Source organism: Campylobacter concisus (assembly GCF_902460705.1).
In the GTDB taxonomy this organism is placed as follows: Bacteria; Campylobacterota; Campylobacteria; order Campylobacterales; family Campylobacteraceae; genus Campylobacter_A; species Campylobacter_A concisus_Z.
The window spans coordinates 1-18,350 of sequence record NZ_CABPUP010000004.1 but is presented as its reverse complement, the minus strand read 5'-3'; the positions used below and the strand labels follow the sequence as shown (position 1 = coordinate 18,350).

Below are 18,350 nucleotides of genomic sequence, written 5' to 3'. Positions count from 1 at the left end.
TTCTTTATAAATAAATAGGTGGCTCATTACTTTCGGATTTAGCTTGCTTTTCAACAGCTTCATTACGTAATCTTAAAAATAAACTAAATAAATCTTCTTCACCAGAATATTCAAAAATTTGTTTAACAACATCAGATAAATCAAGAGAATTAACGGCAGAACTCTTAAAAATATAAGCATATAAAGCAATCACATATTTATAAAATGTTTTATCAAACTTAAATGGTCTAACTAATCCAGCTGGAACAAAAATTCGGCGAACACTAAAAACACCAAGTTTTACTAATTCATAATCAAGGCAAAAAACATCATAAAAAAGGATAAATTTATTAAGACCAAGTTGCAATAAAGAGCAACCTAAAACATAAAAAGGCAAGCTAAAATCTTTAATTTGAACGATTTGACCTTTAGAAAAAGCTCCTAAAGTAATATCACTTTGTATAGTTGAAAATGGTAAATCAAGAAGAGCAGAAGAAAAAATATTAGCTAGATTAAAATCAGAAGAGAGAAGTTTATGCCCCTTTGGTATATCTTTCTTTTCAATTTCAACGTAAAGACCAGAAATAGCAAAACGTATATCAGAAACATCTAAAGGATTTAAAATACAATCACAAATAAAAAATTCATCATCGCCACCATAAACCAAAAAATCAAACAATTTAACGAAAATTTGATTAGAATAAATGTCTTTAAGATATATCGGATCACTAGCATTACAACGATGAATAGTTTTAATATCATCTAAAGAATAATTACAAGGCTGATACTGACTAAGACTATTTATTAAAGAACCACTATCACTTAAAGAGAAAGCACCTAAATTTTTAATAATATTTAACATTTTATAACCCTTTTTTAAAATAAATCTAATCTAGGCTGTTTAACAGCAAAAATATATTTACGACCATTTCGTAAAGAATAACCTTTGCTATCTAATAGCTTTTTCAAATTTGTTTGAATAAAAAGAATATTTAATTCATCAAGAGCCGAGTAAAAAGCCTTTCTACTACCAATAACAATATCAGCCCAAATAAAACCAAGCTTTTTGGCGTAAAGCCTTTTAACGATAGGACATTTAATATCAATACAAATAACATCCTTGCCACTATCTAATAATTCACACACCAAAAGACCATAAGCATTTAATTTTTGCATTGAAACCCCTTTAAAGCATTCGTTATAGGATGAATATAATCATCATTTCTTATTTTGCTAATGGCAACAAAAAAATCATTTAAAGAAGCGTTAAAAACATCAAAAAGGGGATTATCTATATCTAAATTCTGATTTTTTATAGTTTTTTCATTTTTCAAAAAATTGCCGGCAAGCTTCGATAAGCCGTATTCGTGAAGAGTTAAGCCATCATTTTCAAGATCTTTAAGTGTTTCAGTAAAAACATATAAAAAATTCTCACCACTAACACCCAAATTAGTATAAACAGCACTCACAAAGGCTTTTAAAGCCATTTTTGCTTTTTTAATATCCTTTGACTGAATAAGATCGTGCATAGTAAGAGCTTTAAATTTATCATCGCCCCAAGACAAGAGCATATCCCAAAATTTAAGCCTATTATCATCAAAATCGCATCTTTGATAAATTTTTCTTGCACTATCACTTTGAATAGTGCCAGCAGTTAAACGATTAATTTCATCATCAGTTAGATCATACCATTTACAAATACTAAGCCCTTGCGACCAAAAAGCCCCCAAATGATTAAAAATATAAGCAATTTCATCACTTTCATTAATAGGGATTAATCTTTTTATTGCAGATCGCCCAAACTCCGCTTCATGTCTAAATACAAACATATCAACAGCGGGGTTAAAGCCGTTTATTTCCCATTTTGTAAAAATTAGAGTTGAAATATTTTTGCTTTGAACTTGTTTTATTTTGTCATAAACCCTGAACATATGTGGATTTTTTCCAAAGCTTACACCTTCAAAGCGAGTAAAACGCATAAAATTATTGACATTAATTTCGGTTATATCATTAAAAACTGGCGAATTTTCATCAATTATTAAATCATCGTCATCTTTTTTATATTGATCTGAATAGTTAGAAACTCTTTTTAAACTTCTAAATTGTAAAAAATCTTGTGGAGTATATTTTATGCCAGTTACATCAGTTGCAAGATCGAGCCTTAAAACACTTACCTTAAAATGCTCTTTAAATATATCACTTAAAAATTTATTTACAAGCTCATAGGCTCTAACGTGTCCATATTTAAGTAAAAATATGCTTCTAAATTGAATTTTTAAATGATATAGCCCTTTTGGCTTAAATTTAGTATCTGAAATGGTGCAAAATATATCATCGTTTGAAAAATATCCAAAATATTGACCTAAGCCTTTACTTGATACTTTAAAATTTCCATAATCAAAGCCTAAATCATCCAAAATATACTTTTCGCCAAATGTGCGTAAATTTTGTGCTTGTTGTTTTAGTGTAGCTATCTTACGAATAAAGCTTGAAAAAGTTGTATTAAAAAATTTTTCATCAATACAATTTACGCCTATAACTAAAGTATCGATACCTTGATGAAGTATTTTAAATCTATCGTCTTTATATATCATTTTTAAACCTTTAATAAAACCCAGCTTGTCCCGCCTAACCTTGCTGATAGTCTAGGCATGGGGCTAAGTTTTAGCCCCTATTTTTCAAGCGTTTGAGCCATTTTTAAGTGCTTCAAGTTTTAGCATTGCCGTGACAAAACTATCAATTGCAGGGACGAATTTATTAAAAACAATAACTGGAGTTGAATTATAAGCGTCCTTATAAATTCTATATTCGATCTTACCACTAGCGATATAAACTTCGTCATCTTTTAGATCAAGGTATTGCTCTTGCGTTATCCTTGTGGTATGCTCACCACCGCTATTTAAAGCGACAAAAGTCAGAACATAGCTATCATCCCACTTTTCAAACTCTCCAAGCTCGTTTACAATGGGATTGTTATCTTTATCTAGCTTTTGCTTACCATCGATCTTTTTAGTCTTTAAGACTTTAATCTTTTGCTCGAAACAATCTAAATTTTTGTTGAGAGATTGATAAATTTCTCTATAAAGATTTTCGCTTGTGCTGTCCATTAATGGAGCTGTTGCATTTTTTGCCATTTTTTTATCCTTTTTGAAAAAATTTGATTTTTTATTAAATATCTATTACTAATAATTTGAGAAAGATAAGCTTTGCTAATCTTTAAATGATCGCATATATCAGCCCTTGTTAAAGAATTTTTAGATGATAAGATTTCAAGAACTGAAAAGATTAGCTTATAATGAATTTTTTTCATTAAATAGCCTTTATTTCTGGATTAAATGGGAATAAGCTTTTTAAATAGCGGACTATCGCACACATAACAGCAACAATAGCAGTCATCTTCTTTTTGCCGTTAGCTAATAAATGCTCATAGCGTAACTTAAATTTAGCGTTAAAACGAATTGCACATAATGCAGTCATAAAAAGAATACGCCTTATATTAGAATTACCCATTTTATTTATCTTTTGGCTTTTATGAACGCTTGAGCCACTTTGAAAAATTCTAGGACTAAGACCAATAAAGCTTATAAATTGTTTTTCAGATTTGTCCCTATTAAAATGCAGTTGTGGAAATAAATTTAAAGCGAGATCAATGCCAAAACCTTTATTTTCTTTAATGATCTCTTCGGTTTCTGGAATAGTTTTTTTAACAATATCAAAAGCTAGTTTTTGAAGCATAGCTTGAAGTTTTGCAATCTCTTTTATAAGATTTGCGATAACATCATCAATTACTTTATTATTTAAAGTTTTTTGAGAGCTTTTAAAATTTTTAAGTTGAGTATTTATTTTTTGGAGCAAATTTAAGGTTGAATTGTAACTTTTTATCTCTAAATACTCGGCATTATACTTATCAGGCGCGATCTCGCTTTTAAAAGTCCTAGCATAAACAGCCAAGCCGTAACTATCGCTTGTATCGGTTTTTATAGTGCTAAGATGCTTTAAAAACAAAGATGATTTATAGGGGTTTGTAACACAATATCTAATACTTAAATCAGATAAAGCCTTTTGAAGTGCTAAATGATAATTTGATGTAGCTTCAAAAACAACTAAAATTTCATCGTTTTTAAAACTATTAAAATAAACTTTAATAAGCTCATAGTTATTAGGCAATGTTTCAAATTTAGCTTTCTCACTCGTGATAGAAGTTAAAAAACAAACGTCGATTTTATCTTTAGAAACATCAACACCACAAAAAAACGCTTTTTTCATTTTTGATACTCCTGAATAAAATTTAGGTTATGTTTCTTTCTTGTATTCAGTGTCAAGCACTAAGATTTTTAATCGAAACATTAACCCATAAGCCCTAAATCTTAAGAACAGTGTAAAACACTTTTTTATGAAGCAGGGGCTTATGGAAATTTTATAAAATCAAAAGAGAAAAACGAAACAAGACAAGGTAAATTCTCTTTGATTTTATGGGAGTATCATACAAATTTATGAAGATCGTGGTCTAAATTTGGCGACAAATGGGTCAAATTTAAAAGCGCACTGAAATAAATTTGATAAAATTTACCAAAATTTAGCAAATTAAAGGACTGATATGTTTTTAAAGTTAAACCAGATCGCTCAAAAGTTAGATCAAATTTTCTTGCCACTAGAGCAAGAGGGTATGACTGGCATGAGACTCTTGCTTCAAAATGACATTAAAGCTACCACACAAGCACTTAAAAACGCAGAAAAGGCTCTTGGCGTAAATTTCCCAGCTAAATTTTTAGAGCTAATAAGCAAATTTGACCTTGGAAATTTTGAAATTTGCAATGTCAAATTTGGCTCCAGAGGCGACTACGCGAGCGAGCTAGTGCGGCTAAATAGCGTAGATGAGTTTGGTGGCAAATGGTGGAGTGGCAAGGCTCGCCCTTTAAATTTGATAGTCTTTGCCATGGGTGATCCGTGGATATTTTTGCTTGATTGCACGAGTGGAGCGGTCTATGCATGGCTCTTTGGAGATGAGGAGCTTTGCGGTAGATGCATCGCAAGCGACTTTGAGAAATTGTTCATAGCACTTGCTAGCATCGATATAGCAAGGCTAAATGAAGAAACTCTGCCATCAACCGAGCAAATCCTAAAATTTGTCCAAGCAGACGATAAAGCCCTTCTTTTCTGGCAAGAGATGGCATATGAAATTTAGCAAAATTAGACTTCTTAGCCTAAAATCTCTTTTATAAATTTATCCCAGCGATCGAAACAAAAACCACTTTTTATAAATTTAGTTTCGATATGTAACGCTCATTGCCTAAAATAAAAATATAAAAATAAATTTAAATAAAAATTTTTTCTAGGAGAGTTAATATTCAACTACGAAAATTTGACGAATAGGAGCCAAAATGAGCGAGTACATCGAAAAAACGATGGAGTGGATAAAAAAGACCAATCCGGGTCAAGGCGTCTTTGTCCAGGCTGCGACCGAGGTTTTAAATAGCCTCGAGCCGCTTATAAAAAGAGAAAGCAAGTACCAAAAACACGCGATCCTAGAGCGCATAGTTATCCCTGAGCGCACGGTGATCTTTCGCGTCACGTACACGGGCGACGACGGCAGACCGCAGGTAAATAACGGCTACCGCGTGCAGTTTAACTCAGCCGTGGGCCCCTATAAAGGCGGCATCAGACTGCATCCTAGCGTGGATCTTGGCGTGCTAAAATTTCTAGGATTTGAGCAAATTTTCAAAAACTCGCTCACTGGCGTAAATATCGGCGGTGCAAAAGGTGGCAGCACCTTTGATCCAAAGGGCAAGAGTGAGGGCGAGATAATGCGCTTTTGCCAGGCATTTATGAGCGAGCTATATCGCCACATCGGCAACACCGTGGATGTGCCAGCAGGCGACATCGGCGTGGGCGCTAGAGAGATCGGCTATATGTTTGGCCAGTATAAAAAGCTAACTGGCAGATTTGATGGCATCCTAACTGGCAAAGGGCTAAACTGGGGCGGCAGCCTAGCGCGCACAGAGGCTACTGGATACGGATTAGTATATTTCACTCAAAACATGCTAAAAAAAGCTGGACTATCACTTGAGGGCAAAAAATGCAGCATAAGCGGTAGTGGAAACGTCGCCATCTACACGGTAGAAAAGCTCTATCAAGTAGGCGCGCTGCCTATCACGGTTTCTGATTCAAACGGATACGTTTACGATGCAGAGGGCATCGATCTAGCGGTACTTAAAGAGCTAAAAGAAGTAAAACGCGCGCGCCTTAGCGAATACGTCAAATTTAGACCGAACGCAAAATACGTAAGCGTGAGCGAGTACAAAGAGGGCAGAAACGGCGTCTGGGACGTGCCATGCGACGGAGCCTTCCCTTGTGCGACACAAAACGAGCTTCATCTAGCCGACATAAAAGTGCTTTACGCAAATGGCTGCCGCTTCGTGGCTGAGGGTGCGAACATGCCAAGCACGCTTGATGCGATAAATTTCATGCTTGCGCAAAAAGACTTTCACTTTGCTCCGGCAAAAGCAGCAAACGCTGGTGGCGTGGGCACAAGTGGCCTTGAGATGATGCAAAACGCCGGCATGACTTCGTGGAGCTTTGAGGAGGTCGATCGCAGACTTCATGGCATCATGAACCACATCTTTGAGCTTAGCTACGAGACCAGCAAGGAGTTTGGTGACGAGGGAAATCTGGTGCTTGGCTCAAATATCGCGGGCTTTAGAAAAGTGGCTGATGCGATGATAGATCAGGGATATGTGTAGGCTAATTTTATCTCTTAGCTTTATAAATTTACGTCCAAGTTAAATTTGGACGTAAATTTATATGAAGTTACTTTGGGCTTTTAGCTAAAAGAGAGTTTGCCTTTTGTATAGTAAATTTTACTGACAAACTATCAAATTTACGCTGGATTGAAGCATTGTATATATGTGGATTTGACGCTCACCTAAATTTAAAATATTGATACTAAGGTGGCGAGCAGATCACTATTTTTAGAGCATTTAATAGAAATTTTGTCAAAAAAGCTGGCGTGGTGGCAAATGGTGGAGTGGCGAGGTTTGTGCAACAAATTTGAAAGTTTTTGCCATGTATGCTTTTGCTTGATTGTACGAGAGGTATGTTTATGTGTAGCTGTTTAAAGATGAAGAAATTTGTAGCAGGCGCGTTGCGATCGAGAAATTTTTATAGTGTTAGCTGGCATAGATATAGCAAGACAAAATGAAGAAGTCCTGGCAGAGAATGAGCAAACACTAAATTTTATCCAAGCAGATTATAGGGTATTTGATTTTTGCCAAGAAATGGCTTATAAAATTTAGTAAATTTATGCTCACCCAGCCTAAATTCTCTTTTATAAATTTAAACTACAAACAAGCGATTTTTTAGCAAATTTATACAGCTACTAGGCGAAATTTAGCTTATAACACTCGCACAGGCACCATGAATTTACAACTCGAAAGAAGTTATCAAATTTACTCTTTCAGGCGAGCTCTTGCCTAGTCGAATTTCAGCAAAGTGCCCATGTAATGGTTGGCGGAAAAAGGATGGAACAAATTCTAGTAAGTAAAAATTAAAATTTGCTACATTTAATCCACGAACAAGCAAATTTTTCGTCAAATTTGGTCGCCACATAAAACCAAGAGTAGTCAAAGCTTTTTGTAAAAAGTATTATTAAAGCGATATCCCATTACCAAATTTAGCTAGATATTAGGCAAAATTTAGCTTAAAAATACCCACGCAAGCACTAAAAATTTGTAAGCTCGCAAGAAAGTAGATTTGCCTAGATTATTTTCAGCACAACACCTATGCGAGCGATAACAAAGCGGGTAAATTTTAGCAAGTAAAGACCAAAATTTACTAAATTTAAATCACATCCAAATTTTGCCTATCAAATTTAACCACAAGCCACATCAGCCCAGCAAACGCCCTTGCGTAAATTTAACACATATAAAAATGATAGAATTTTTGAAAATAGTTATTTGTGAGTTTTTGTATTAAAAATTTAATGAAAAAGAGCAAGCCCTAGCCTGCTCTTTGTGAAAATTTAACCCTTTTTTGGAGTTACAAGCATATTTACATAACGACCTTCTATTATAGGTTCTTTATCGCGATCAGCTTCATTTTTTATCATTTCCCAGACCTTCTCAAGCATAGCTACGCCAGCTTCTGGAGTGCTCATCTCGCGACCCTTTAAAAATACACGAAATTTAACGTGTTTGCCATCTTGCAAAAACTCGCTTGCGTGTTTAACCTTGTAGTTTATATCGTTTTGGGCGATCTTGACAGAGAGTTTTATCTCTTTTATCTCGATGGTTTTTTGCTTTTTCTTGGCCTCTTTTTGCTTTTTCTCTTGCTGATAACGGAATTTACCATAGTCCATTATCTTGCAAACTGGCGGCTTCGCATCTGGTGCTATAAGCACTAGATCAAGCCCAAGCTTATTTGAGATCTCTAAAGCCTCTTCTCTTGAGATGACACCGTATGCTGTGCCATCATCCCCTACACATCTTACCTCTCTCGCCCTTATGTCCTCATTGAGCAATACTTCATTTTCCTTACTCAAAAATGTACCTCACTAAGTTTCTCCTTTGTTAAATTTATAAATTCCGCCAAGCTCATATCGCTCTGCGTCCTAGCCTGTCTGTCGCGTAGCGCAACGCTCTTGTTCGCTACTTCGTTGTCACCTAGCACAACTATCATAGGCACCCTTTGTTTTTCTGCCGTTCTTATTCTCTTATTTAAACTCTCATTTTTACTTGCGATCTCGCTATCGACGTTGATCTTTCTTAGCTCGCGTGAAATTTCTTTTGCGTAGTCTAAATGCGTGTCACTAATAGGTACGATGACGACTTGCGTTGGAGCTATGAAAAATGGTAGCTCACCAGCAGTATGCTCAAGTAAAATTCCTATAAATCTCTCAAAACTGCCAAGCAGTGCTCTGTGGAGCATTACGGGGCGTTGTCTTTCGTTGTTTGCATCGATGTATCCTAGATCAAAGCGCTCTGGCAAGTTAAAATCAACCTGGATCGTGCCGCACTGCCACTTTCTCTTTAGCGCATCGGTAATTTTGATGTCGATTTTTGGACCGTAGAATGCGCCGCCGCCCTCGTCGATACCGTATTTAAAGCCGTTTTCGTCAAGCGCTTCTTTTAGCGCTTTAGTCGCAGTTTCCCAAATTTCGTCCCCGCCGATCGCTTTTGCAGGCTTGGTCGAAATCTCCATCTCGTAATGAAAGCCGAAATTTTCCATTATTTTGCCAGCAAATTTTAAAATTTCTAAGATATTTTCTTTGATTTGGCTTGGCATACAAAAGATGTGCGAGTCATCTTGTGCAAATTCGCGCACTCTGAAGAGCCCGTGTAAAACGCCGCTTTTTTCGTGGCGATGCACAACGCCGTATTCGAAAAATTTAAGCGGCAAATCGCGGTATGAGCGGATGTCGCTTTGATATACCTTGATGTGGCCGACGCAGTTCATAGGCTTTATGCCGTATTCGGCCTCATCGATCGTCGTAAAGTACATATTTTCTTTATAGTTTGCGTAGTGACCGCTTCTTCTCCACACATCAGCCTTTAAAAGCTCTGGTCCGCGCACTGGCTCGTAGCCTCGGTCGCGGTGGGCTTTGTATAAAATTTGCTCTAACTTAGAGCGCAAGCGTCCACCATTTGGTAACCATATCGGCAAACCACCACCTACTTCTTCATCAAAAGTAAACAGCTTCATCTCGGTACCAAGCTTTCTGTGGTCACGCTTTTTGGCCTCTTCGATGATTCGGATGTGCTCTTTTAAGCTCTCTTTATCTGCATAGGCTGTGCCGTAAATTCTAGTTAGCATCTCACGGCTCTCATCGCCGCCAAGATATGCGCCAGCCACGCGTGTAAGTTTGAAAAATTTTAAAAATTTAGTATTTGGTACGTGTGGTCCACGGCAAAGATCTTCAAAATCGCCTTGCGAATAGCTGCTCACTTCACCATCTGGGATTCTTTTTAAGACCTCTTGTTTTAGGTCGTCATCTTTAAATTTATCGCTCATATTAGCTTTGGTTGAGCAGGTTTTTACGATGTCAAATTTCTTCTCAGCAAGCTCTTTCATCTTATCTTCGATCGCTGCTAGATCGCTCTCGCCTAGCTTCGTGCCCTCATCATCAACTCTAAAATCATAATAAAATCCATCTTCTACATTTGGTCCGACAAAGAATTTCGCCTTTGGATAGAGTGATTTGATAGCTTGTGCCATGAGGTGCGCACAGGAGTGTCTAATAACGTGTAGTGCTTCTTTTGAGTTGTCAAAATAGATAGGCTCGGCACTACTCTCGCGCCCTGCGATACTTTGAGTATCGACTATTTCGCCATTTAGTTTGTATGCGATGATATCGCTCATTGTTTTTCCTTATATCAAATTGTCTTTTTTACGATAAAAGAACGATTAAGGATTTTATCAAAATGGGCTTTAAGCTAAACTTAATATTTACTAAGCAAATTTTTATAAATTCTTTTTAAATCCACAAGCTTTGATCTATAAAATTTATTTATAAAATATATATATTTATATTTAAATGTGTAAATCCCTAAATTTAAAGCTTTTTATTTATATAATTTATTATATTTTAAGATTATGCCTGATAATATTTGTTCTTGAAATGAATTTAGCAATTTCTCGTCTTTGCATTATTTAAATTCATTTTTCTCCCGACAATATTTAGTGCTAGGAAGTGGTTAGCCTAGCACTTTTTTATTCTGCAAAATTTATTAGCGTTGGTCGTACTATCTTTGTATAATCTTTTGTATTTAAAATGATCGATCTATCAAGTAGTCCCGCATTAAATGCGATCTCATCGTTTCTTTGTAGTAACCTTTCATCAACTACAATGTGTAAATTTTTATGAAAACTAAATGGTGGCACCGAACCAAAAACACAATCTGCCAATTCCAAAACCTCATCTAAACTAGCTAGGCTTGCCCTTTTGCCGTCAAATTTTTGTGTCAAGCTATCAAGATTTGCTTGCATATCGGCTGGCAAAATAGCCAAGACATAAATTTTACCAGCCTTCATCGCTGGCTTTTCATTGCTTAGCAAATAATCATTTAGCACATTTTCATCTTTAAAAATTTGCCTAAATTTCTCCTCATCTACTCCTTTAATAGAGCAAACTAGAGCCTTTGCGCCTTGGCTCATCTTTGTTCCCCTAAGTTTTGCCACCTCTTCTGAAGTGGTCGCACTCTCATGATTTAGGACTTTAAATTTGGCTTCATTCTTACTAAGAAGCTCATATATCTTATTAAAAATTTGCTCAGACACAGCTCTTTCCTTTGGATAAATTTTAGTTAAAATTATACCGCTAAAACTTACAAAAGGCAGGAAAATGCAGATAAATTTAGATGATATAAAAATTGAGCCAAGTTGGAAAGAGGTGCTAAAAGATGAGTTTTTGAGTGAAAATTTTGCGCGTATTAAAGAAAATTTCTTAAAAGCAAAGAGTGCTGGCACCGTCTATCCACCAAATGCGCTTATATTTAATGCATTTAACCTAACGCCTTTTCGCTCTGTCAAAGTCGTCATCCTAGGCCAAGATCCATACCACGGTGCAAATCAAGCCATGGGACTAAGCTTTTCGGTACCAAATGGCGTAAAAGTCCCGCCAAGTCTTATAAATATCTATAAAGAGATTTACGCTGATCTTGGCATAAAAGAGCCAAATAGCGGTGATCTAACAAAATGGGCAAAGCAAGGCGTACTGCTTCTAAACTCGACTTTAAGCGTTAGCGCTGGAGTGGCAAATTCTCACGCAAGCTTTGGCTGGCAGGGCTTTACTGACGCTGTAATAAAAAAGATTAGCCAAAATTTACAAAACGTAGTTTTTATGCTTTGGGGCAACCCAGCTAGAGCCAAAGCACCGCTCATTGACGCCAGCAAGCACCTCATCTTAGAGGCAGCCCATCCAAGCCCGCTAGCTCGTGGCGCGTTTTTTGGCTGCCGTCATTTCTCAAAGGCAAATATCTACCTAGCAAACCACAGCAAAACGCCGATAGACTGGGATCTAAATGTAAAAATTTGATCTATTTTTTTAGATCATTTAAAAGTTTGTTTGTCTCTTCAAGCTTTCTTTTGCAAAATTTCTCATCTTTGTTTTGTAAAATTATGGCTTCTTGGCCGCTTTGTCTTTGTTTAAACTCATCAAATTTAAGCTCAAAAAGCCTTAACGCCTTTTCATCATTTGCAAGTCGTTTGCTCTCTTTGGCATAGAGCTCGTCAAGATATAGCCTGCTTTGCTTGATATATTCATTGCAAACATCGTTTGCATGGACTAAATTTACGCCAAGTAAAATGGCAAAAATAGCTATTTTTTTCATGTTTTTCCTTGAAATTTTTGCGTTATACTAGCCTTTAAGCACTTAAATTTTAAAATGCTCTTTCACAAAAAGGATAAAAAATGAGACGAAAAGATAGAGAACTAAGCCGTGAAGATGGCTTAAAAATCATAGATGAATGCGAATATGCGGTAATTTCATGCGTGGATGATGAGGGAGAAATTTTTAGCGTACCGATCTCGCCTGTTAGAGTTGGTGAAAGCATTTTTATACACGGAGCTACCGCTGGCTGTAAGGCAAAACTACTTCAAGATGGGCGAAAAGTGGAGTTTGTCTGCGTTAGTTTTAACAAAGTCCCACATCTAAGCGAAAGCGAGCTAGATGTGATAAAAAACGACGGCAAGGCACTTGGAGGCAAAGTTTTTACGACTGAATACAAAAGCGCCATCGCAAAAACAAGAGCTTATGAGGTCGAGGACGAGACCAAAAAGTATGAAATTTTAAAAATTCTCAGCCAAAAATACACAGCATATGCAATGAGTACATTTGATGTGGCTGCGGAGTATGGGCTAAAAATCATAAAAATTTACGAGCTAAAGATAGAAAGTCTTAGCGCTAAGGCCAAAATTTTGCCAAAAGCGGTAAAGGAATAAATTTGAACTCACTTGCACTGATGTTTAGACCAAAAAGCTTGGATGAAATTTGCGGACAAAAAGCGGTTAAAGCGGCCTTTTTAAAATTTATAGCTACACAAAAGATCCCGCACTCCATATTTTACGGCCCAGCAGGCTGTGGCAAGACGAGCTTTGCAAGGGCTGTGGCAAGTGGGGCAAACTACGACTTTTACGAGTTTGACGGCGGAAATTTAAAGATAGATGACTTTCGTAAAATTTTAAAAAACTACGAAAACGCCCTAAATAAGCCACTCTTTTTCATAGACGAGATCCACAGGCTTAGCAAGACCCAGCAAGAAGCCTTGCTAATACCAATGGAGAATTATAAAGCCCTAGTCATCGGTGCAAGCACAGAAAATCCCTTTTTCACGCTAAGCTCAGGCATCAGAAGTCGCTCTATGCTCTTTGAGTTTAGGCCGCTTAGCAGTGGCGATTTTGAGGAGCTTCTTGGCAAGATAAAAGAGCAAATTTCATTTAGCATTGACGAAGAGGCAAAAGAGTATCTCTTTAAAAGTAGCGGCGGCGACGCAAGAGCTATGCTAAATTTACTAGAATTTGCCGTCACGCTTGATGAAAATGTGAGCTTAGAAAATTTAAAAATACTTCGCCAAAACGCCCTAAAAGAGGGGGCAAAAGAGGACGACACGCACTACGAGCTAGCAAGTGCTTTTATAAAAAGCCTGCGTGGAAGCGACGAAAATGCCGTCATCTACTACCTAGCAAGGCTTATAGACTCAGGCGAGAGCGCGGACTTCATCGCTAGAAGGATGGCGATATTTGCCAGCGAAGACATCGGCAACGCAAACCCAAATGCGCTAAATTTAGCCGCCAGCACGCTAAGTGCGGTAAAAGAGATAGGCTTTCCAGAGGCTAGGATCATACTGGCTCAGTGCGCCGTCTATCTAGCCAGCTCGCCAAAGTCAAACTCGAGCTACAACGCGATAAATGCCGCCCTAAGATACGTGCAAAGCGAAGAAATTTTAAAGATCCCACCATATCTAAAAAATCACACAGAAGAGAGCAAAGACTACCTTTATCCGCATGATTTTGGCGGCTGGGTCGAGCAAAAATATCTAGAGAAACCGCTCGTTTTTTACAAAAGCAAGGGCATAGGCTTTGAAAAAACGCTAAATGAGTGGCTAGAAAAAATAAGGTCAAAGGGCTAAATTTAGGATAAATTTTAAAAGATACGCAGATGAACGAGCAAAATTTAACATATATCGCAAATTTAAAGATAAAAGATGTGCCATGGGATAGACTAAGCTGCAGCTACGGCACGGCGGAGCTTTTTGCACAAATTTTAAACACACTTACAAAGGCTGTAAAAAAGAGCAAATTTGACGAAAAAGAGCTTAGTGAGCTACTTGATGAGATCTTTGGTGAGTGTGAATATCAAGAGACATTTTGGCACGCAACGCCATTTGCGCTCGTTTTTTTGGTGCGAATTTACAAAAGTGCGCTAGGCGAAAAAGGCGAAGCAGCTAAATTTATCTCGCGTAAGCTTGAAGAGTTTTTTAAATTTATGATTGAAATTTGTGAGAAGTTAGATCATCTTGAGCACGCAAAGCCACTTGCAAAAATGGAGCAAATGCTAGAGCCAAAGTATCTTGAGATCGTAGATCAAGACGAGCTAAGCTATGACGATAGGCTATTTTACAGCTTTTACTACTACTCAAATATGGTTTTGCATGGCACTTTTGTAAAAATTTAGCTCGGCTATAATTTTTTAGTAGTTAATTTAAATTTTATATTTATTCAAATATACTTCTCAAATCCAAATCAATCACGAAAGTTAAAAAATGCCTACAAATTTTGCTGAAATTTTAAATAATTGTGTTGAAAGTATAAATTCATTTCTTTGGGGACCATACTTCCTTATTACCCTACTTTGCGGTACTGGACTATTTTTTACTATTAGGCTTGGGTTTGTTCAAATTTTTAAGTTTAAAATGGGCCTAAGAGAGCTTTTTGGGAATTTCTCACTTCACGGCGAAGCTGCTGGCAAGGCCGGTATGAGCCAGTTTCAAGCAGTTGCAACCGCAATCGCCGCACAAGTTGGCACTGGCAATCTAGTAGGTGCGACAACAGCTCTTATCATGGGTGGTCCTGGAGCGATATTTTGGATGTGGTGCGCTGCGTTTTTAGGCATGGCTACAAATTTTGCTGAAATTTGCCTAGCTCAAATTTACCGCACAAAAGACGATAGCGGGCACACGATAGGCGGTCCGGCATTTTATATAAGTCGTGGATTAAAGGGAAAATGGGCAAAAATTCTAGCTGGCTTTTTCGCTATCGCTATCATTATCGCACTTGGCTTTATCGGCAATATGGTGCAAGCAAACTCGATCTCAGACGGCTTTAAAGGAGCCTTTGGTATACCTCAGTGGATAACTGGAGCTTTTTTAGCAATCGTCTGCGCAGTCATCTTTATAGGTGGCGTAAAGGCGATCGCAAGAGTGGCTGAAAAGATCGTACCTTTGATGGCTTTACTTTATGTAGGTGTTGGACTAATCATTATCGCTTTAAATTTTCACGAAATTCCAGATGCAGTTTTGCTTATCTACAAAGCAGCATTTGATCCTTCAGCTGCGTGGGGTGGAGCTACTGGAGCTAGCATAGCAGCTGCGATGAGATACGGCATAGCAAGAGGGCTTTTTAGCAATGAAGCTGGCATGGGCTCAACTCCGCACGCACACGCCGCAGCTAATGTCAAACACCCGGTCGATCAAGCAGTACTTGGCATAATGAGCGTATTTGTAGATACTTTTATCGTTTTAAATATTACCGTTTTTGTAGTGCTTACTGCAAATGTTATTAGCTTTGAAAATGGCAAAGCAGTCTTTACAGGCATAACCTTGGTGCAAGAGGCTTTCTCATCGCATATCTTTGGTAAGGTTGGCGGATATAGTTTCGTAGCTGTTTGCCTATTTTTCTTTGCATTTACAACGATTCTTGGATGGTACTATTTTGCTGAAATCAACGTAAGATACCTTCTTGGGGCAAAAGCGGTCAGAGCTTTTCAAATTTTAGTAGTCGTTTTTGTATTTTTGGGAAGCTTGCAAAAGGTTGATTTTGTCTGGAGCCTAGCAGATATGTTTAATGGCTTGATGGTCGTACCAAATTTAATTGCCATCATCATTTTAAGCCCTATCGTGGCAAAGCTTTTAAAAGATCACGATGCTGGTAAAGAGTATGATGTGAAAGATTATTTGAAATAAATCTTTACAGCATCTTTAGAAAATTTACTAATAATTAATTTTTAAATCTCTTGTTTGGGATGTTTTGCTAGAAGTGGTGGCCCCGAATGGACTCGAACCATCGACCACTACCATGTCAAGGTAGTGCTCTACCAACTGAGCTACGGGACCAAAGATTTGGGATTATATTTTATTTTCTATTTTATTTAGCTTAATTCTTTAGTAATTAAATTTATTTATAAGCAGTAAAAGTAATGGATAAATTTAGAATTAGCTAACACTTGTTTCACAGTTATCAGTAAAGATGAAAACTACCCGGTCAATATCGGCAACTCACACGTCATCATAAAGACTCCTTGATAGCTATAAAGAGCTAAAATGTGTAAGCTGCCACTATGATGTAGGACATGGTGCTAGCTTTGGAAATTATCTTGAATACTGGAAGCTAACATATAAAAATTTACAAAGAGAATATCTATAGTAAAAGATTGATGCTAAAAATTCTTCAAAGGTGAGTATAAACCTACAAAAGATGAATAGGAATTTTTAAAACAAAAGGCTGATAAGAATAATACAAAATCAGTTAGTGGACTAACGGGGTAGAAGTCTAGCCTAGAAAACTAGTGAGCTTGTCTTGGTTTTATTATTTAAATCATGATAAGCCCGCTAAAGATAAGCCTAAATTTTTAAATTAAAATCTTTAATACTATAAATTAAAAAAGTTAAAAATAGTAATGTGCTATTTTCTAATAATAATCTTTGCAAGTCTTTCATTCTTTTCATTTATATTAAATTTTACTTCAGCTATTTTTCTGCTTTCTATACCCATTTGGACTATCATATCTGGATTTTGTATAAAATAAGTCATCTTTTGTGCCAAAATTTTACTATCGAATGGTGGCACCAAGAATCCATTTACTCCATCTTCAACAGTTTCTCTACATCCTACACTATTTGTGGTTATTACTGCCCTTCCTATCGCCATGGCTTCCTGCGTACTTCTTGGAACACCTTCTCTGTAATACGAAGGCAAGACAAAAATAGAACTATTTACTATCCGTTCCTTTATATCATTTACGAAGCCAGGATATATAACTATGCCACTATCAAGATAAGGTTTTAGCTCTTCTTGCGTTAATCCAAATGGATTGTGCTCATCAAAACTACCAAATATATAAAACTTTACATCTTTATATTTTTCTTTTACGATTTTAGCTGCCTCTAAATACTCAAATATTCCCTTTTCTGCAAGAAGCCTTGCTATAAAAATAAAACTTATAGGATCAGTTGGTGCTTTAGTATATGAGAATTTATCAAGATCAACACCTATACCACCTAATATATTTATGGACTTTACTTTTATATTGTATCTATCAATCAAATCCTTTTTATCGTCATTATTTAAAAATATAAGCTCGTCAAGAAATGGTAGTGAAATTTTATATAAAAGAACTTGTATAGTTTTGATGATTTTCGCCTTTTTTGTTTGCCCATTTTTATAAACCGTAAAAGCCCCGCCGAGCCCTTCTATCATGCCTACTATTCGTGGTACTCTTGCTATTTTTGCGGCTATAGTTGCAAAAATAACTGGTTTAACAAAAAAAGAAAAAACTACATCTGGCCTATGCTGCCTAAATAGTTTAACCAAATCATATGTAGCAATGAGATCTTTAAATGGATTTAGCCCTTTTGCATTTAAAGTGTGGTCAAGCGGTTTTGCACCCAATGAGATTATTTTTTTTCTACTTTTTTCATTGTAGTCACTAACTAAACAGTAGACATCATGCCCTTTTGATACAAGTAATTTTATGAGCTCTTCTCTAAAATTTATCATCATAGACGAGACATTACCGATTATAAAAATTTTCATAGCAACTCCAATCATATGAATCTAAAGATTTCTAAGCTTAATAAATACTTTTTTTGCAAAAACAAAAATTTGTGGGAACCCTATAAAAACAGTGCTATATAAAATTTTATAGATTATATTTCTATTGATTTGAAAAACGTATTTTATATTATTTGCTTCTGGGCATATAGCATTTATTTGTTTTTTAAAATCACTTTCAGAATAATCCAAAGTAAATTTTAAAATAGTAGGAATGTGAAATTTAAAATATTCATCAAAAAGATCTTTTTGTATCAAAAAATTCTTTACAGCTCTGCTAAAATCAGCAAAATCATCAAGAGCTTTTTTATTATTTGAAAAACTACTAGAA

At 36.3% G+C, this 18,350-nt stretch carries 20 protein-coding genes and 1 tRNA gene; 8 read left to right on the top strand and 13 right to left on the bottom strand.

The window, feature by feature from the left end; translation table 11 throughout:
- Positions 1-4: 4 nt before the first annotated feature.
- The 6 genes from F3G75_RS06315 to F3G75_RS06290 all read right to left on the bottom strand — a co-directional run bounded on the left by F3G75_RS06315 (position 5) and on the right by F3G75_RS06290 (position 4,245).
- Positions 5-841 carry a hypothetical protein gene (locus F3G75_RS06315; RefSeq protein ID WP_103588411.1) on the bottom strand — a complete coding sequence of 279 codons (837 nt, stop codon included), beginning with the start codon at positions 839-841 and terminating at the stop codon, positions 5-7.
- A gap of 14 nt (positions 842-855) precedes the next feature.
- Positions 856-1,155, bottom strand: a complete 300-nt coding sequence (locus F3G75_RS06310) for a hypothetical protein (RefSeq protein ID WP_072594633.1) — start codon at positions 1,153-1,155, stop codon at positions 856-858.
- Positions 1,143-2,573 (bottom strand): hypothetical protein, encoded by a 1,431-nt coding sequence (locus F3G75_RS06305; protein ID WP_149716971.1) that lies wholly within the window; start codon positions 2,571-2,573, stop codon positions 1,143-1,145. The genes F3G75_RS06310 and F3G75_RS06305 overlap by 13 nt, the downstream gene beginning before the upstream one ends.
- Positions 2,574-2,657: 84 nt before the next feature.
- Complete coding sequence (locus F3G75_RS06300) at positions 2,658-3,113, bottom strand: hypothetical protein (protein WP_149716970.1); 456 nt, start codon at positions 3,111-3,113, stop codon at positions 2,658-2,660.
- On the bottom strand, positions 3,086-3,289 hold the full coding sequence (locus F3G75_RS06295) for a MarR family transcriptional regulator (protein WP_072594630.1): 204 nt from the start codon (positions 3,287-3,289) through the stop codon (positions 3,086-3,088). The genes F3G75_RS06300 and F3G75_RS06295 overlap by 28 nt, the downstream gene beginning before the upstream one ends.
- Positions 3,289-4,245, bottom strand: a complete 957-nt coding sequence (locus tag F3G75_RS06290; protein WP_149716969.1) for a transposase — start codon at positions 4,243-4,245, stop codon at positions 3,289-3,291. The genes F3G75_RS06295 and F3G75_RS06290 overlap by 1 nt, the downstream gene beginning before the upstream one ends.
- A 331-nt stretch (positions 4,246-4,576) precedes the next feature.
- On the opposite strand from F3G75_RS06290, the gene F3G75_RS06285 reads away from it, so the two are divergent.
- The 3 genes from F3G75_RS06285 (at position 4,577) to F3G75_RS09520 (ending at position 7,271) form a co-directional block, all read left to right on the top strand.
- Positions 4,577-5,164 (top strand): SMI1/KNR4 family protein, encoded by a 588-nt coding sequence (locus F3G75_RS06285; protein WP_149716968.1) that lies wholly within the window; start codon positions 4,577-4,579, stop codon positions 5,162-5,164.
- A gap of 196 nt (positions 5,165-5,360) precedes the next feature.
- The gene (gdhA, locus tag F3G75_RS06280) at positions 5,361-6,719 is read left to right on the top strand and encodes an NADP-specific glutamate dehydrogenase (protein WP_149716967.1); all 1,359 of its coding nucleotides are present in this window, start codon (positions 5,361-5,363) and stop codon (positions 6,717-6,719) included.
- A 423-nt stretch (positions 6,720-7,142) separates the two neighbouring features.
- Positions 7,143-7,271: a hypothetical protein gene (locus tag F3G75_RS09520; protein ID WP_262481484.1), complete on the top strand. Its 129-nt coding sequence runs from the start codon at positions 7,143-7,145 to the stop codon at positions 7,269-7,271.
- Positions 7,272-7,996: 725 nt separating this feature from the next.
- On the opposite strand, the gene infC is transcribed toward F3G75_RS09520, so the two are convergent.
- From infC to F3G75_RS06260, 3 genes are all read right to left on the bottom strand, one after another.
- Complete coding sequence (gene infC, locus F3G75_RS06275; protein ID WP_107710372.1) at positions 7,997-8,515, bottom strand: translation initiation factor IF-3; 519 nt, start codon at positions 8,513-8,515, stop codon at positions 7,997-7,999.
- Positions 8,512-10,332: a threonine--tRNA ligase gene (gene thrS, locus F3G75_RS06270; RefSeq protein ID WP_149716966.1), complete on the bottom strand. Its 1,821-nt coding sequence runs from the start codon at positions 10,330-10,332 to the stop codon at positions 8,512-8,514. Before thrS ends, infC begins: the two co-directional genes overlap by 4 nt.
- Positions 10,333-10,683: 351 nt before the next feature.
- Positions 10,684-11,250, bottom strand: coding sequence for a YbaK/EbsC family protein (locus F3G75_RS06260; protein WP_149716965.1), 567 nt, complete (start codon positions 11,248-11,250; stop codon positions 10,684-10,686).
- 64 nt (positions 11,251-11,314) lie between these two features.
- On the opposite strand from F3G75_RS06260, the gene ung reads away from it, so the two are divergent.
- The gene (gene ung, locus F3G75_RS06255) at positions 11,315-12,007 is read left to right on the top strand and encodes a uracil-DNA glycosylase (protein WP_149716964.1); all 693 of its coding nucleotides are present in this window, start codon (positions 11,315-11,317) and stop codon (positions 12,005-12,007) included.
- Between the two features lies 1 nt (position 12,008).
- Here the strand turns inward: ung and F3G75_RS06250 are convergent, their stop codons facing one another.
- Complete coding sequence (locus tag F3G75_RS06250; protein ID WP_084109745.1) at positions 12,009-12,302, bottom strand: hypothetical protein; 294 nt, start codon at positions 12,300-12,302, stop codon at positions 12,009-12,011.
- 80 nt (positions 12,303-12,382) lie between these two features.
- On the opposite strand from F3G75_RS06250, the gene F3G75_RS06245 reads away from it, so the two are divergent.
- The 4 genes from F3G75_RS06245 (at position 12,383) to F3G75_RS06230 (ending at position 16,152) form a co-directional block, all read left to right on the top strand.
- The gene (locus F3G75_RS06245) at positions 12,383-12,913 is read left to right on the top strand and encodes a pyridoxamine 5'-phosphate oxidase family protein (protein WP_149716963.1); all 531 of its coding nucleotides are present in this window, start codon (positions 12,383-12,385) and stop codon (positions 12,911-12,913) included.
- Positions 12,914-12,933: 20 nt separating this feature from the next.
- Positions 12,934-14,100 (top strand): replication-associated recombination protein A, encoded by a 1,167-nt coding sequence (locus F3G75_RS06240; protein ID WP_223154407.1) that lies wholly within the window; start codon positions 12,934-12,936, stop codon positions 14,098-14,100.
- A gap of 29 nt (positions 14,101-14,129) precedes the next feature.
- Entirely contained in the window at positions 14,130-14,645 is a 516-nt protein-coding gene (locus F3G75_RS06235; RefSeq protein WP_149716961.1) for an ATP-dependent DNA helicase RuvA, read from the top strand.
- An 88-nt stretch (positions 14,646-14,733) separates the two neighbouring features.
- A complete protein-coding gene (locus F3G75_RS06230) occupies positions 14,734-16,152 on the top strand; it encodes an alanine/glycine:cation symporter family protein (RefSeq protein ID WP_087578171.1) in 1,419 nt (472 codons plus the stop codon).
- Between the two features lie 74 nt (positions 16,153-16,226).
- Here F3G75_RS06230 and F3G75_RS06225 read toward each other — a convergent pair.
- The 3 genes from F3G75_RS06225 to F3G75_RS06215 all read right to left on the bottom strand — a co-directional run.
- Positions 16,227-16,302: transfer RNA gene (locus F3G75_RS06225), tRNA-Val, on the bottom strand.
- Positions 16,303-16,870: 568 nt separating this feature from the next.
- Positions 16,871-18,001, bottom strand: coding sequence for a glycosyltransferase family 4 protein (locus F3G75_RS06220; protein WP_149716960.1), 1,131 nt, complete (start codon positions 17,999-18,001; stop codon positions 16,871-16,873).
- Between the two features lie 21 nt (positions 18,002-18,022).
- Positions 18,023-18,350 (bottom strand): hypothetical protein (locus F3G75_RS06215; protein WP_223154443.1); only part of this gene is annotated, 328 nt, incomplete at its 5' end.

What these genes read in the sequence shown, in the direction of transcription:
- thrS (WP_149716966.1), bottom strand. Translation starts at nt 10,332, where the DNA reads ATGAGCGATATCATCGCATACAAACTAAATGGCGAAATAGTCGATACT.
- F3G75_RS06235 (WP_149716961.1), top strand. Translation starts at nt 14,130, where the DNA reads ATGAACGAGCAAAATTTAACATATATCGCAAATTTAAAGATAAAAGAT.
- F3G75_RS06290 (WP_149716969.1), bottom strand. Translation starts at nt 4,245, where the DNA reads ATGAAAAAAGCGTTTTTTTGTGGTGTTGATGTTTCTAAAGATAAAATC.
- ung (WP_149716964.1), top strand. Translation starts at nt 11,315, where the DNA reads ATGCAGATAAATTTAGATGATATAAAAATTGAGCCAAGTTGGAAAGAG.
- F3G75_RS06310 (WP_072594633.1), bottom strand. Translation starts at nt 1,155, where the DNA reads ATGCAAAAATTAAATGCTTATGGTCTTTTGGTGTGTGAATTATTAGAT.
- F3G75_RS06285 (WP_149716968.1), top strand. Translation starts at nt 4,577, where the DNA reads ATGTTTTTAAAGTTAAACCAGATCGCTCAAAAGTTAGATCAAATTTTC.
- gdhA (WP_149716967.1), top strand. Translation starts at nt 5,361, where the DNA reads ATGAGCGAGTACATCGAAAAAACGATGGAGTGGATAAAAAAGACCAAT.
- F3G75_RS06230 (WP_087578171.1), top strand. Translation starts at nt 14,734, where the DNA reads ATGCCTACAAATTTTGCTGAAATTTTAAATAATTGTGTTGAAAGTATA.
- F3G75_RS06220 (WP_149716960.1), bottom strand. Translation starts at nt 18,001, where the DNA reads ATGAAAATTTTTATAATCGGTAATGTCTCGTCTATGATGATAAATTTT.
- F3G75_RS06240 (WP_223154407.1), top strand. Translation starts at nt 12,934, where the DNA reads ATGTTTAGACCAAAAAGCTTGGATGAAATTTGCGGACAAAAAGCGGTT.
- F3G75_RS06250 (WP_084109745.1), bottom strand. Translation starts at nt 12,302, where the DNA reads ATGAAAAAAATAGCTATTTTTGCCATTTTACTTGGCGTAAATTTAGTC.
- F3G75_RS06295 (WP_072594630.1), bottom strand. Translation starts at nt 3,289, where the DNA reads ATGAAAAAAATTCATTATAAGCTAATCTTTTCAGTTCTTGAAATCTTA.
- F3G75_RS06245 (WP_149716963.1), top strand. Translation starts at nt 12,383, where the DNA reads ATGAGACGAAAAGATAGAGAACTAAGCCGTGAAGATGGCTTAAAAATC.
- F3G75_RS06315 (WP_103588411.1), bottom strand. Translation starts at nt 841, where the DNA reads ATGTTAAATATTATTAAAAATTTAGGTGCTTTCTCTTTAAGTGATAGT.
- F3G75_RS06305 (WP_149716971.1), bottom strand. Translation starts at nt 2,573, where the DNA reads ATGATATATAAAGACGATAGATTTAAAATACTTCATCAAGGTATCGAT.
- F3G75_RS06300 (WP_149716970.1), bottom strand. Translation starts at nt 3,113, where the DNA reads ATGGCAAAAAATGCAACAGCTCCATTAATGGACAGCACAAGCGAAAAT.